Here is a 14,851-nt window from a genome sequence, read left to right as displayed (position 1 = left end):
TGATGCGACGGATAGGGCGTTGGGTCATCGGGATCGGATGGATGCTGATCCTGGGGTGTAGGGCGGGAGCCCCTATGCCGATCCCATCGGGTCCCCCCACCCTTCGTGCTCCCCTCCCGCCTTCCCCGACGTGGACTCCCTGGCCCTCCCCGACGCCAACCTGTCCGAGCGGGGCCGAGGCGTCCGCCGCGCCCTCATTCCCTGATCCGGCCGGCTGGTCCTGGCAGACGGAGAGGCGGGCCGGAGGGGTCCTGCGCCGGCTGACGCCGGGGGCCCCGGCGCCTCTTTACCTGCTTCCCTTTGACCGCTCCCCGGACGGCCGCTTCCTGGATGTCTGGGCTGTCCGCTGGATCGGCCAGGGGTGCGCATCGATGCGGATGATCCTGGATCGGAAGGGAGATGCCCATCGGCGCAGCCCCGCGGTTTTCCCCTTCTGCTTCATCCCGGACGTCCGATGGATCGGGCCGCGCGATCGGCCCACGCGGGCTCCGGATGGGCGGTGGGTGGCGGCGACGGCGGAGGGATCGGTGGTGACGTGGCGCGCAGGCGAGGACCTGATGAACCTGAACGCGCCGGCGTCGATGGTCTGGGCCGGCTACGCCGGTGGCGGGGTGGTGGTGGCCCTGGATGCCGATGGCGGGGTATGGCGGGGATCGCTGGGAGGAGGACGATGGGAGCCGGTGAGGGACCCGCAGGGGACGCCTCTCCGGGCGGGGTGGCTGGCGGTGGGGGCGGAGAGCCCGTGGGCGGTGGCCTTGCAAGCGGAGACGGTGGTGCGGCTTCCCACGCCCACGCCCCGACCGCCCCGGGCCGAGCCCTCGCCGCCTCCCCGGAGGCAGCCTCCCACCCCGGTTCCCGAGGTGCCGGAGGCTTTTGACGAGGTGCGGATCTGGCGGATCCCCCTGGAATGGGGGACGCCGGCGGCAGGGCCAGTTCACTACCGACGGGTGGTGGTCGGGACGGACGCGTTGCTGCCGTATGGGGCGATGGTGGTGGGGAGGGGACGCTGGGTGCTGGAGGGCGCGCCGGTCATTTTGGAGCAGGGGCCGGACGGCAGCATCCGTCTGGCCTCCCTGGGGCAGGTGGTGGAGATCCGCAGCGGGCGGGTTCTGGATGGGACGGCCCTGGGGTGGGGGCCGGAGGAGGTCCCGGTGAATTGGGAGGTGTCTTGGGATGGACAGTGGATCGGGGCGGCGATCTTCGACCGGACCGCGGGGCGGATCACCGGGGTGTGGGTGGCCCCGGCCGCGGAGTTGGATTCGGGGAAAGGATGGCGGTTCCCGGGCTGGACCGAACTCTGGCGGCCAGGCTGGGCGCCGGGGGGAAACGGGTTTGTCGTGGTGGCGCGGGAAGGACCAGCCGTCTGGGAGGTGGGCTGGCTGCCGCTGCCGCCGGATGCCGAAGGAGTGCGACCCCTGTCCGGCCTGATCCCTGGCTCGATTGGGATCCGAGGAGCGGAGGTGTGGGGGGCCAGGGAGGTCAACCCGGCGCAGGTGATGGCGGTGGATCGGACGGGACGGACGCGCGAAGTGGTGACGCTTTCCGGATCCGCCCGCGTGTGGGGAGGCTGGGATGCGGGGGAGGCGATGGTCCTGGTGGTGGAGGAGCGAGGAGGGGAGGGTTGTCGTAACACCCTGATGGAATGGCTTCCTACCCCCTGATCGGAAGGGGGAGCCCTCCGCCTCCGCTCCCTGCAACGGTGGCGGCGCTCCCACCCAGTTAGGCCTCGATGGCCGCACCGGCGGGGCCGGATCTTCGATCTCCGCTCGGGGATCCGGTTCCCAGCCGAGATCGGGATGGACGAGAGCCGGAGGATCCGAGCCCGCGGCTTCTTCAACGGCCTCCGGCAGCTTCGGGCAGCCCGGCCCAGCGTCGGAGGGCCCGTTCCAGATCCTGGGGCCAGGTGGGGCGGCGGGGGATGCGGAGGGCGCCGTCGGCGATCCAGCCGCCCAGCTCCCGCGCGATCCCATCGGCCCCGGCCGGGGCCGGCCGCAGGACCAGGGTTCGCCCCTCCACGTGGATCCGCTCGATCCCCGCCCGGGCGGCCAGGATCTTGAAGCGCAGCTGCTGGAGCAGGTTGCGGGCCTCCTCCGGGAGCGGGCCGAACCGATCCTCCAGCTCCCGGGCCATCTCCGCCACGCCTTCCAGGGTCTGGATCGCCGCCATGCGGCGGTAGAGCTGCAGCCGCAGGGCGGGGTCAGGGATGTAATCCTCCGGCAGGCCGATGGGCCAGGGGAGGTTGAGGGTCACGCCCTCCGGGGCCGGCGGCGGCGGCTCGCCCTCCCGCTCCGCCCGCAGCTCGACGATGGCCCGGTTCAGCATCTTCATGTAGAGATCGAAGCCGACGGCGGCGATGTGGCCGTGCTGACGGGTGCCCAGGATCTCCCCTGCGCCCCGCACCTCCAGGTCCCGCATGGCCAGCTGGAACCCGCCGCCCAGCCCGGGGATCTCGTAGATGGCCATCAGGCGCTCCCGAGCCTCCGCGGTGAGGGGGACCTTCGGATCATACAGGAAGTAGGCGTAGCCCTGCAGCACGCTGCGGCCCACCCGCCCCCGCAGCTGGTAGAGCTGGGCCAGGCCGAAGAGGTCCGCCCGGATCACGATCATCGTGTTGGCGTTGGGGATGTCCAGGCCGCTGCTGATGATGTCCGTGGCCACCAGCACGTCGATCTCTCCCCGGGTGAAGGCCATCATCGTCTTCTCCAGCTGCCGGGGCGGCATCTGGCCGTGAGCCATGCCGAAGCGGGCCCCCGGCACCAGGGCCTGGAGCCGCTCCTTCCAGGCCTCCAGGCCGTGCACCCGGTTGTAAACCACGAAAACCTGTCCCCCGCGGTCCAGCTCCCGCATGATGGCGGAGCGCACCAGCCGGTCGTCGTAAGGCCCCACGTAGACCTGGACGGGCAGTCGCTCCTCGGGGGGCGTCTGGATCAGGCTGATGTCCCGCAGGCCGCTCAGGGCCAGATAGAGGGTGCGGGGGATGGGCGTGGCCGTGAGCGTGAGCACGTCCACTTCCGCTCGCAAGCGCTTGAAATGCTCCTTATGCATCACCCCGAAGCGCTGCTCCTCGTCGATGATCACCAACCCCAGGTCCCTGAACACCACGTCCGGCTGGAGCAGACGATGGGTGCCGATGACGATGTCGATCTCCCCCTCCCGGAGCCGGCGCAGGATCTCTGCCTGCTCCCGGGGGGAGCGCAGCCGGGTGAGGACCTCCACCACCACCGGGAAGGGGGCCAGGCGGGCGCGGAAGGTCTCATAGTGCTGGTGAGCCAGGATGGTGGTCGGCGCCAGCAGGGCCACCTGCTTGCCGTCCATCACCGCCTTGAAGGCCGCCCGCAGGGCCACCTCCGTCTTCCCGAAGCCGGCGTCCCCGCAGAGCAGGCGATCCATGGGCCGCGGCCGCTCCATGTCCGCCTTGACCTCCTCGATGGCCCGCAGCTGGTCCTCCGTCTCGACGAAGGGGAAGGAGGCCTCCAGCTCCCGTTGCCAGGGCGTGTCCGGCGAGAAGGCGTGGCCCCGGGCCACCTCCCGCCGGGCGTAAAGCTCCAGCAGCTCCCGGGCCACCTCGGCCGCCGCCTGCCGTGCCCGCGCCCGCGCCTGGGCCCACTCCCCGCCCCCCAGGGGATGGATCTCGGGCGGCTGATCCGTCGGCCCCACATACCGGCTGACCCGGTCCGCCTGATCCACCGGCACATACAGCCGGTCGTTGCCGGCGTAGCGCACCACCAGATACTCCCGCTCCACCCCATCCAGGTTGAGGCGGACCAGGCCCTCGAAGATCCCGATCCCGAAATCCTCGTGGACCACGTAGTCGCCCTCCCGCAGCTCCCGGATCCATTCGGGGGGCGGGCCCCGTCGGGCGCGGCGGCGCCAGGGGAGGGGACGGAGCACCCCGAAGAGCTCCGCGTCGGTGAGCAGGGCGAGGCGGCGGCTGTCTTTGGAGCGGAAGAGGAAGCCGCTGCTCAGCGCCCCGCTCAGAAAGTAGATCCGCTGCGGGAGCGGGGGCGTTTCCAGGGAGGAGACGGCCTGGGTGGCCTCCCGCAGGCCCGGGGCGTGGTCGGCCCATACTGCCGCCAGGCGGCCCGCCTGCCGGCTCACGATCACCACCGCCTCCCGGAGCTGCAGGCGCCGGGCGAAATCCTCGATCATGCGCTGGATCTGCCCGCCGAAACGCGGCGGGGCCTCGAAGGGCAACGCCGGAGATCCTCCTTCCTCCGGCAGGGCGGTGATCCGAAGGGCGGGGCGCCGGCGCAGGGCGCTCTCCCATTGCACGCGATCCACCAGGGGGTCCGGATAATCGGGGGGGAGGAACCCGGCGCTCTCCCCGCGGGCCCGCAAGGCCCGGGCTTCCTCATCCACCTCCTCCCACGCCTCCCGGATCTCCGTCTCGTCCAGGAGGATCACCCATCCATCCTCGGGCAGATACGCGAGAGGGGTGGTCGCATCCCCATAGAAGTAAGGGAGGTAGAACTCGAGGGTCGGGAAGGGCGCGCCCTGGGCCAGGGCCTGGCGCTCCCGCTCCAGAGCTTCCCGTTCCGTCGCGGCCTCGGCCGCCGGCTCCCAGGTCGCCAGCCGGGCGGCCGCCGCGGGCCCATAGCCGGGCAGCGCCTCCCGGGCCGGGAAGATGCGCACCTGCTCCACCGGTCGCAGGGTCCGCTGGGTGGATGGATCGAAGGCGCGCATGCTGAGGATGCGATCGGCCTCCCATTCGATCCGCACCGGCTCCGGCGCGGTCGAGGGGAAGAGGTCCAGGATGCCCCCGCGCCGGGCGAACTGGCCGGGGTGAGTCACCATGGTGACCGGCTCGTAGCCGGCCTCCAGCAGGTAGCGGACGAAGCCCTCCAGGGGCAGCTCCTGGCCGGTCCGGATGATCCGGCGCAGGCGGTGGAACAGGCGGGGCGGCAGCGTCCGGAGCCGCAGGGCGCGGGCGGAGGCCACGCCCACCGGGGCGGGGTCGCCGTTCAGCCCGGCGAGGGCGGCCAGGGCCGTCAGCCGCTCCGCGCGGATCTCGGGGGGCCATGGGGCGCGCTCATAGGGGAGGACCGGCGGCTCGGGTAGCAGATGGGTGCGCTCCGGCCCCAGATAGAGGGCCAGGTCCTGGGCCATCCGCTGGGCGCGTTCCGCCGTCCCGGCCACGATCAGCGTCGGCCGCGGCGCTTCCTGTAGCAGCGCCGCGATCCAGAAGGGCCACGCCGCCCGGGGGAGGGAGATCCCCGCGGAATGGCCTGCCGCCAGCGCGCGGCGGGCCTCCTGCAGGGCCGGTTCGTCTTCGAGCAGAGAGAGCAAACCGCTTAAAAGCGCCATCCCTGGCCTGAACAGGGCGAGCGGGTTGGGTTCGCGTAGAGCCAGCTGGGTGGACAGTCCTTATCATTTTACGGCAGGCTTCGTGAAGGGCTCCACGGGCGCGTCTTCGGGCCTGGGAAAGTGCCTGAGAATAGCTGGCTGAGGCACTCTCAGGTGGATCACATCCGGGCGCGATGGGTTTTGGAGAAAGGGGATTTAGCCCCGAACTATCCTTCGAGACCACAACCGCAAAAGGTCGCGGCGGAAGCCGCTCCTACAAAAAGACGATTTTTGTAGGAGGGGCTTTAGCCCCGAACCCGTCTTCGAGGCCGCAAAGGGTCCTGGTGAAGGCCGTCCCTGCAACCCTGAACCTGCGTCTTCGATGACGCAAAGGTCGCGGCGAAAGCCGCTCCTACGACATGGATGCCGAAATGAATTTCGCGTTGCGAGGTGGTTCTGCGGATAGATCGGCGAGGGACCAGAGCCGGGCCGGGTCCACACGCTCCGGTTCGAGGGCGAAGACCTCTCCGAACCGCCGGGCGAGCTCCTCCTGGACCGAAGCCATCAGCCGGGATCGGGCCGCCTCATCTTCCGGCTCTCCCAGGAACATGGCCATGGAGACCACCCCTTTGTCCGCGATCCCGCAGGGGATGATCCCCGTGAAATACGTGAGGTCCGGGCACACGTTCAGGGCGAAGCCATGAGTGGTGATGCCCCGGGCGTCCACCCGGGCCCCGATGGCGGCGATCTTGGCCGGAGCCCGTCGCAGGGCGGGCGGACACCAGGCGCACCGGCTCATGGCGTCCGGCTGCACCCACACCCCGGGCGCCCCCGGGAGGGTCCCGGCGGCGATCCCGAAGCGGGCCAGGGTCTCGATCAGCATCTGCTCAATCCGCCGGACGAAGGCCACTTTGTCCAGGCCCCGGGCGTGGAGGTCCAGGATCAGGTAGCCCACCACCTGGCCGGGGCCGTGGTAGGTGACATCCCCTCCTCGATCGGTGACGACCAGGGCGACGCCCCGACGGGCGCGCTCGGCCTCGTCCCACAGGACGTGCTCGGGCCGGGCGGAGCGCCCCAGGGTGAACACGTGGGGATGCTCCAGCAAAAGCAGGGTGTCCGGGATCGCCCGGGCGGCCCGGGCCTCCGCCAGGGCCCGCTGCAGCGCCCACGCCACCTCATACGAAACGGTTCCGAGGACCGACCACCATCCGCGTTCCATCCGAGCCCCTCCGCGGGATCGCAGATGCCTTACAGGACCTCCAGGGGATCCACATCGACCCGCCACTCCGGCGGCAACGGGAAATCCCGCAGCCAGGCCACCGGGTCCGGCCCGCGCAGGAGGATATGCCAGCGGTAAAGGCCTCGCAGGCGGCTGAAGTAGCACGGAGCCGGGCCGATCATGGCCGATGGTGGCGCCCCTTTGGTCATCAGATGATGCCGCAGCGCCTCCCCCAGCCGCTCGGCGGCCTCGCGGGCCCGCTCGGCCTCCGCGTGCCAGTAAAGCAGCCGGACCAGACGGGCGAAGGGCGGATACCCGTGAGCTTTTCGGAAAGCCACCTCGCCCCGGTAGAAGCCATCGAGATCGTAGCGGGCGGCCGCGGCGATGGCCGGGTGATCGGGCCGATACGTCTGGAGGATCACCCGCCCGCCGAAGAGCCCCCGCCCCGCCCGGCCCGCCACCTGGATCAGCAGCTGGAAGGTCCGCTCCGCAGCCCGGAAATCGGGCAGCCCCAACCCCACATCGGCGAGGATCACCCCGACCAGGGTCACCAGGGGGAGATCCAGTCCTTTGGTGAGGACCTGGGTGCCGATCAGGACGTCCGCCTCGCCGTCGGCGAAGCGCTGCCAGATCAGGGCGTGCGCAGCGCGAGTGGGGGCTGTGTCCAGATCCCAGCGGAGGATGCGGGCGGCTGGCCAGCGCCGCCGCACCGCTTCCTCCACCGCCTGGGTGCCGATCCCCATGCCCTTCAACCGCCGGGAGCCGCAACGCGGGCAGCGCGCCACGGGCGGCTCCACGGCCCCGCAGTGGTGGCACACCCATCGGGTCGGATGGAGGTGTTCGGCCAGCGGGAGGTCGCATCGGGAACACCGCATCAGGTGCCCGCAATCCCGGCAGAACACGAAGGGCGCAGCCCCCCGGCGGTTCAGGAACAGGATGGCCTGCTGCCCCCGGCGCAACACCTGATCCAGCGCCCGCTCCAGGGCCCGGCTGAAGATCCCGGTGTTGCCCGCTTTCAGTTCCTGGCGCATGTCCACCACTTCAACGGGCGGCAGGCCGCTGGTCAGGGCCTCCGCCTCCGTCTCAACGAAGCCTTCCAGAGAGGCCCCGAAATGGCGGGCCTGGGCGGCCAGGCGCGGGCGATAGCCCAGGAAGCGGCGGGGGAGACGCAGCTCCTCCAGGAGGCCGTGCTCGGCCTGATATCGCAGCTCGATGCTGGGGGTGGCTGTGCCCAGGATCACCACCGCCTCCAGGGCGCGGGCCAGGGCCATCGCCGCGTCTACTGCATGATAGGCCGGGATCCGGTAAGGGATCTCGGGCCGCAGGTCCTGCTTGTAGCTCGGATCGTGGGCTTCGTCGATGACGATCAGCCCCAAATCCGGCACCGGCACGAAGAGGGCGGAACGGGTCCCGACCACCACGCGGGCCTGACGGCGTCGGATCCGCTCCCATATGGCCCGCTCCTGGGCCGGGCTCATCCCGCCGGTCCATACCGCCACCTGACCGGGAAACCGCGCCTCGAAGCGACGGGCGGTTTGGGGCGTGAGGGCCAGCTCCGGCACCAGAATGAGGGCGCCCTTCCCCCGCCCGAGGGTTTCCGCCACGGCCTGGAGGTAGAGCTCGGTCTTGCCGCTGCCGGTGATCCCGTGGAGCAGGAAGGCGTGGAAGCGGCCGGCCTTCAACGCCCGCTCGATGGCCCGCCAGACCAGGGCCTGATCCGGGGTGAGGGGCGGCGGCTCCTCCGGCACCGGATAGGGATCCGCGGCCTCCCAGATCGGCCGCTCCACCGGCTCGATGATCCCCCAGCGGGTCAGCTGGAGCAGGTCCGCGGGCGTGCAGCCGGTTTCCGCTTGCAGCCAGTCCGCCGGGAGCGGACGGCCCGCCTCCTGCAGCCGCTCCAGCAGGCGTTGGCGCCGCGCGACGATCTCCTCCCGCCGCCCCAGCCGGATCCCTCCTTCCCGCAGCGCTTGCAGGATCCCCTCCTCCTTCAACCGGATCATACGAAGGGTGGGGGGGCGGCCCTCTCGGATCCGCCAGCTCCGCCGGATCCAGCCTCGCTCCAGCAGCCGGCGCAGCGCCCGCTGTCGCTCGGCCAGGGGGAAATCCCGGAGGACGGCGTGGACCTCGCTGTGGGCGAGGGGGCCTTCCGCCAGGGCGGCCAGCAGGACCTGCTCGGCGAAGGAGACGGCCACCGCGCGCTCCAGCCCCCCGCGGGTGCCCTCCGGGGCGCACCGCTCGTAGACGGGCTCCCGGCGGGGGATCAGGCCGGAGGGGATCATCAGGCGCAGGCATTCGCTCAGCGGGGCCAGGTAGGTCCGGCTGAGCCATGCCGCCCACTCCAGGCGCATGGGATCCAGGACCGGCTCCTCGTCAAGCAAACGGATCACCCGCCGGCGGGAGCGGGCGCCTCGCTCCTCCTCATCCGGCCCGCGCCCTTCCGAGGGCTTCCCCGCAAGGCGGCGCCACACCACACCGGGCTCCGGCCGCTCGCCCCGACCGAAAGGGACCAGCACCAGATGCCCGGGCCGGAGGCGGCCGTTCAGGCCCTCCGGCTCCTCATACAGGAAAACGCCGCCGGCGTAGGCGGCGCCGGCGGCCAGCACCGCGATCTCCAGGCTCATCCCCGCTGCTCACGTCGCGCCCGGGACCTTGCCTCCTCACGCTTCACGAGCGATCCGCCCGCCCGGGAACCGGTCCGGGTGCAGGCCGGCGTAGACCCGATCCGGGGTCAAGGGGAGGGAATCGAACCAGACGCCGGTGGCATCATGAACGGCGGCCACCAGGGCGGGGGCCAGAGGCAGGAAGGGCATCTCGGCCATCCCCCGCACGCCCCACGGCCCCAGCGGATCGGGATGCTCCAGGATCAGGCTCTCGGTCTCCTCCGGGATATCGGAGATCCCGGGGATCAGATACGTGCTGAGGTGGCGGGTGAGGATGCGCCCCTGCTGCACGATGAAGTTCTCCGTGATGGCGTAACCGATGGCCTGGACCACTCCGCCCTCGATCTGGCCTCGAAGGTTGATGGGGTGGATCGCTCGCCCCACATCATCGGCGCAGATCACCTTCACCGGCCGCACCTGCCCGGTCTCGACGTCCACCTCCGCCAGGACCGCCTCGGCGACGTAGCCGTAGGTCACGTTGGGGCGCTCGGAGAAGCCGGTCTCAGGGTCGAAGGGGAAGGTGCGCACCGGCCGGTAGATGAACTCCCCGATGGCCGGGCGCTCCTCGTTGCGCCAGGCGGCCAGGGCCCGCTCCGCCGCCCCCCGGATGGCGTTGCCGGCCATGAAGGTCATGCGGGAGGCGGAGGAGCTGCCGGAGCTTTCCGTGAAAGCGGTATCGGAGGCGCGCAGCTCGACTTTCTCCGGCGGCAACCCCAGGGCCTCGGCGGCCATCTGGACCATGACGGTGTGCGCCCCCTGGCCGACGTCGGCGCCAGCGTGATAGACGATGGCCTTCTCGATGTGGGCGTCCCCGTGCAGCTCCACCCGGGCCCAGCAGTGCTCCGGGAAGCCGAAGCTGTAAGCGATGTTCTTGAAGCCGCAGGCGAACCCCCAGCCGTAGCGCTTCGTCGGATCCGACGAAGAAGGCGCCGCCGGCCGGACCCAGCCCCTCTCCGTCCGTTGCCAGCCGGCCGCCCGGGCGCAGGCCTCGATGACCTCGGCGATGCTCACCCCCTCCGGCACGATCCCGCCGGTGGGCATGCGGGAGCCCTCTCGCCAGACGTTGCGCAGGCGGATCTCCACCGGATCCATCCCCAGGGCCTCGGCCAGCTTGTTCATCTGCATCTCCGCGATGAAGAGGGCCTGGGGTGCCCCGAAGCCCCGCATCGCTCCCGTCGGGGGGTTGTGGGTCAGCGCGCCCCGGATGTCCGCCCGGACGTTGGGGACCACGTAGGGCCCGCAGATGGACATCGTGATGTTGCCCAGGACCTTGGTGGAGGTGTAGGCGTAAGCCCCCACGTCGGCGATGACGTCCGCCTCCACCGCCAGCAGACGTCCCTCGCGATCCGCCGCCCAGCGCACCCGCGCCACCACCGGATGGCGCTTGTGGTGGCCGATGATGGACTCCTCCCGGCTCCAGATGATCTTCACCGGGCGGCCCAGCTTCCATGCCGCCAGAGCCAGGAGGATCTGCACCGACATGTCCTCCCGGCCGCCGAAGGCCCCGCCGATGGCCGCGTAGATCACCCGCACCCGATCCTCCGGCAGCCCCAGGGCGTGGGCGATCTGATGGCGGTCCTCATGGGCCCACTGCCCGGCTGTCACCACTGTGATCCGTCCTTCCTCGTCGATATAGGCCACGCCGGCCTCCGGCTGGAGGTAGGCGTGTTCCTGGAAGGGCGTGCGGTAGGTGCCCTCCACGATCACCGCCGCCTCCCGAAAGGCTGCCTCCACATCGCCCTGGCGGATGCGGTAATGGCAAAGGAGGTTGCCCGGGTAATCGGGATGGACCTGCGGGGCGCCGGGGCGCAGCGCTTCCTCCGGGTCATAAACCCCCGGCAGGTCCTCATATTCCACCTCGATGAGCTCCACCGCCTGCGCTGCGATCTTCTCGCTCTCCGCCGCCACCAGGGCCACCACATCCCCCTCGTAGCGGACCACATCGGTGCCGGGCTTGCTGTCGGGTCCGCAGATCACCGGCTGATCGAAGTAGATCAGGCCGTATTCGTTCACCGGCACGTCCTTCGCCGTGAACACCGCCACCACCCCCGGCAGCGCCTCGGCCCGGCGGGTGTCGATCCGCCGGATCCGCGCCGGCGCGCGGCCGGCCCACTTCACCTTCAGGTAGAGCTGCCCCGGCAGATCCAGATCCCCCGGATAGGGGGTCCGGCCGGTTACCTTGCCCTCCGCATCGATTCGTGGGATCGAGATCCCGATGGCCATGGATGAACACCTCCGGTGATCGCATTCCGTGTTGCGCATCGGCCTGAGGATCGCGTTCAGGCCGCGCAGGCCGCCTGTTCACGCCGATTGAAATCGGCCTTCTCGGGCGCTGCGCGCCGGGCGTCGGCCTTCGCCGACGCAAGAGACAATCCTTTGGTCGGCGCAGGCCGACCGTTGGCCGAAGGCCTTTGGAGGCCGAATTCATTCGGCACACAGGCCGATCGTCGGCCGGAGGCCTTCATGCCGATTGAAATCGGCCTTCTCGGGCGCTGCGCGCCGGGCGTCGGCCTCCGCCGATGCAAGAGACAATCCTTCGGTCGGCGCAGGCCGACCGTTGGCCGAAGGCCTTTGGAGGCCGAATTCATTCGGCACACAGGCCGATCGTCGGCCGGAGGCCTTCGCGCCGATTGAAATCGGCCTTCTCGGGCGCTGCGCGCCGGGCGTCGGCCTCCGCCGATGCAAGAGACAATCCTTCGGTCGGCGCAGGCCGACCGTTGGCCGAAGGCCTTTGGAGGCCGAATTCATTCGGCACACAGACCAACCATCGGCCGAAGGCCCCTCTCGGTCGAATTCCTTCGACGGATCATCCGGCATGCCGAACCCGCTCGCGGGCCGCCTCCTCCACCGCCCGGATGATGCTGTAATAGCCGGTGCACCGGCAGAGGTTGCCGGCGAAGGCCTGCTGGATCTCCTCCAGGGTCGGCTGCGGGACCTCCTCGAGCAGGACGACCCCGGACATGATAAAGCCTGGGGTGCAGTAGCCGCATTGCACAGCCCCCTGGCGGATGAAGGCGGACTGCAGCGGGTGGAGCGACCCCTCCGTGGCCACGCCCTCTACGGTGATGATCTCCGCCCCGTGAGCCCGAGGCGCCGGCACCAGACACGACATCACCGCCATGCCATCCAGGATCACCGTGCACGCGCCACACTCGCCCTCCGCGCAGCCCTCCTTGGTGCCCATCAGATGCAGATCCTCCCGGAGCATCCGCAGGAGGGTCTTATCGGCCGCCCCGTGGACCGCCACCGTGCGGCCGTTGACGGTGGTGAGGATCGGCTCGGGCCCGTCCTCCCGATGGCGCACCCGTCCATCCCACGTGGCCAGCCCGGGGGGCACCTGGGTCCAGAAGGGGGAACGCCCCTCGCGCGGCCGCTGGAGCCGCACCGGGCGTTCCGGGAAACCCCGACGCTCGGTTCCGTCCCGCAGCTGGCGCAGGGCCCGCATGGTGAGCACCCGCACCATCTCCGCGCGATACCAGGCCGGTCCCCGGATGTCATCGATGGGGCGGGCAGCGGCCTGAGCCAGCTCCCCGGCCCGGGCGATCACTTCCTCCGTCAGGCGCTGGCCCTGCAGGAAAGCCTCCGCCTCCCGAGCCCGGACGATGGTGGGCGCCACCGCTCCCAGGGCGATGCGGGCGCGGGCCACCCGCTCCCCTTCGAAGGCCACTACCGCCGCCACGCTGACCACCGAGATCGCCTGGGCGCGCCGCAATCCCAGCTTAAGGAACGTCCCCCGTTCGTTCGGCTGCAACGGCTCAAAGGTGATGTCCACCAGCATCTCATCGGGGGCCATCGCCGTCTTCCGGACGCCCAGGTAGAACTCGTCGAACGAGAGGGTGCGCTGGCCCCGGGCGCTCCGGAGGGTCACCGTGGCGTCCATGGCCCAGAGGGGCACGATGGTGTCGTTGGCCGGCGAGGCGGTGATCAGGTTGCCGGCCACTGTCCCCCGGTTCCGGATCTGAGGAGAGCCCACCTCCCAGCAGGCTCGGGCCAGGGGAAAAGCCCGCTCCCGACAAAGGGCCGAGGCCAGGACCTGACTATGGGTGACCAGCGGGCCCAGATGGATGCGGCCATCCGCTCCGATGGCGATGGTGTCCAGGCCGGGGATGCGGGTGATGTCGATGAGGACCTCCACGCCCGGGCGTTGCCGGCGCTCCAGCTCCAGGATCAGGTCCGTGCCTCCGGCGATGATCCGCGCCCGGCTCCCGTGCTCGGCCAGCAGGCCCAGGGCTTCCTCCGTAGACGTCGGGGTGTAGTAGGCTTTCCACATGGGGTTTCCCCTCCTTGGGCTGCGCCTTGCCATCCTTACTAAGTTTAACCCATACGGGCTCCCGGCTCCGGTTCGAAGAGGGCTGGGGGTGTGTCCCAGAATCGTAGGACAACTGCTCGCAGTTGTCCTACAAAGCGGCCAGGCCCGACAAATTTGGGACACACCCAGGGCCGGGGAGCCTTCCATACAGCAGGAGGCTCGCTTATCATAGGGGGTATGGGGAAGCGTCCGCTCTGGATCGGCCTCACGGGGAACATCGCCTGCGGGAAGAGCACGGTGGCCCGCATGCTGGCGGAGATGGGGGCGTATGTCATCGACGCCGACGCCATCGCCCACGAGGTGATCCGCAAGGGCACCCCCGCCTACGAGGCCATCCTGCGCCGGTTCGGGCCGGGGATCCTAAGGGCGGATGGAGAGATCGACCGCCGGCGTCTGGGGGAGATCGTCTTCCGCGATCCGGCGGCGCTGCGGGATCTGGAGGCCATCGTCCACCCGGCGGTGCTCGCGGAGATCCAGCAGCGCGTCCTCGCCTGCCCGGACGCCCCGGCCATCGTCATCGAGGCCATCAAGTTGATCGAGTCCGGGTTCGCCCGGGCCTGCGACAGCCTGTGGGTGGTCACCTGCCCGGAGCCCGAGCAGGTCCGCCGGCTTATGGAGGATCGGGGGCTCACCGAGGAGGAAGCCCGGATGCGGATCCGGGCCCAGCCCCCTCAAGAAGAAAAGGTCCGTCAGGCCGACGTGGTCATCGACAACAGCGGGGACCTGGAGGCCACGCGCCGGCAGGTGGAGGCCGCATGGCGGCGATGGGTGCAGGAGCGGTCATCCGCTCCGGAGGAGGCCTCCTGAAGGCGGGATTCTGCGCCGGAGGAGAGGGACGATGAAGGTCACGATCCGTCGGGCTCGGCCGGCGGATGTGGACGAGATCTGCGAGCTGGTCCGCCGGGCCACCCGGGGGCGCTTGGCGCCCTCCCGGGACGAGGTGTTCGACCGGATGGCGGAGCGGGGGATGTTGCTGGCCTTCAGCCCGGCGCGCGAGCTGGTCGGGCTGATCAGCTGGCGGGTGGAGAACCTGGTGGCCCGTATCCTGGACTTCCTGGTCCATCCCCTCGACCTGCGGCCCACGGTGGGGCGCCAGCTGGTGGAGGCCGTCGAGGAGGAAGCCCGCCGTCTGGAATGCGAGGCCTGCGTCCTCTATGTCTCCCCCGAGATGTCCTCCGAGGCCCTTGCCTTTTACATCGGGCTGGGGTATACCCGCTGGCCGGAGGAGAGCCTGTCGGAGCCGTGGCGCGAGGCGGCGCACGAATTCGACGCCTTCGGGCGCGTGGCCCTCATCAAGCAGATCCGCGCCGAACGGGTGACCCAACCCATCTGAGGGGTTGCATATCCCCAGGAGAATCCCGAGAGAGGAGGTAAGATCCG

8 protein-coding genes are annotated in these 14,851 nt (G+C 70.4%); 3 read left to right on the top strand and 5 right to left on the bottom strand.

The features are described from left to right. The first annotated feature begins 2 nt into the window (after positions 1 to 2). Positions 3 to 1,661, top strand: coding sequence for a hypothetical protein (locus KNN16_RS10810; RefSeq protein WP_303896876.1), 1,659 nt, complete (start codon positions 3 to 5; stop codon positions 1,659 to 1,661). Positions 1,662 to 1,833: 172 nt separating this feature from the next. Here KNN16_RS10810 and mfd read toward each other — a convergent pair whose 3' ends face one another. The 5 genes from mfd to KNN16_RS10785 form a co-directional block, all read right to left on the bottom strand. Then, entirely contained in the window at positions 1,834 to 5,304 is a 3,471-nt protein-coding gene (gene mfd / locus KNN16_RS10805) for a transcription-repair coupling factor (protein WP_303896874.1), read from the bottom strand. A gap of 391 nt (positions 5,305 to 5,695) precedes the next feature. Then, entirely contained in the window at positions 5,696 to 6,502 is an 807-nt protein-coding gene (lipB, locus tag KNN16_RS10800) for a lipoyl(octanoyl) transferase LipB (RefSeq protein ID WP_303896872.1), read from the bottom strand. 29 nt (positions 6,503 to 6,531) lie between these two features. Further along, positions 6,532 to 9,123, bottom strand: coding sequence for a primosomal protein N' (priA, locus tag KNN16_RS10795; RefSeq protein ID WP_303896870.1), 2,592 nt, complete (start codon positions 9,121 to 9,123; stop codon positions 6,532 to 6,534). A 36-nt stretch (positions 9,124 to 9,159) separates the two neighbouring features. Beyond that, entirely contained in the window at positions 9,160 to 11,385 is a 2,226-nt protein-coding gene (locus tag KNN16_RS10790; RefSeq protein WP_303896868.1) for a xanthine dehydrogenase family protein molybdopterin-binding subunit, read from the bottom strand. A gap of 583 nt (positions 11,386 to 11,968) precedes the next feature. After that, on the bottom strand, positions 11,969 to 13,432 hold the full coding sequence (locus KNN16_RS10785) for an FAD binding domain-containing protein (protein WP_303896866.1): 1,464 nt from the start codon (positions 13,430 to 13,432) through the stop codon (positions 11,969 to 11,971). A gap of 216 nt (positions 13,433 to 13,648) precedes the next feature. On the opposite strand from KNN16_RS10785, the gene coaE reads away from it, so the two are divergent. Together coaE and KNN16_RS10775 are read left to right on the top strand one after the other, a co-directional pair. Further along, a complete protein-coding gene (gene coaE / locus KNN16_RS10780; protein ID WP_303896865.1) occupies positions 13,649 to 14,278 on the top strand; it encodes a dephospho-CoA kinase in 630 nt (209 codons plus the stop codon). 31 nt (positions 14,279 to 14,309) lie between these two features. After that, complete coding sequence (locus KNN16_RS10775; protein ID WP_303896863.1) at positions 14,310 to 14,804, top strand: GNAT family N-acetyltransferase; 495 nt, start codon at positions 14,310 to 14,312, stop codon at positions 14,802 to 14,804. Positions 14,805 to 14,851: the final 47 nt, after the last annotated feature.

The organism is Thermoflexus hugenholtzii (genome assembly GCF_018771565.1).
Lineage (GTDB): Bacteria > Chloroflexota > Anaerolineae > Thermoflexales > Thermoflexaceae > Thermoflexus > Thermoflexus hugenholtzii_A.
Note: the sequence above shows the minus strand (reverse complement) of the source record. Positions and strands in the feature narration are given on the sequence as shown.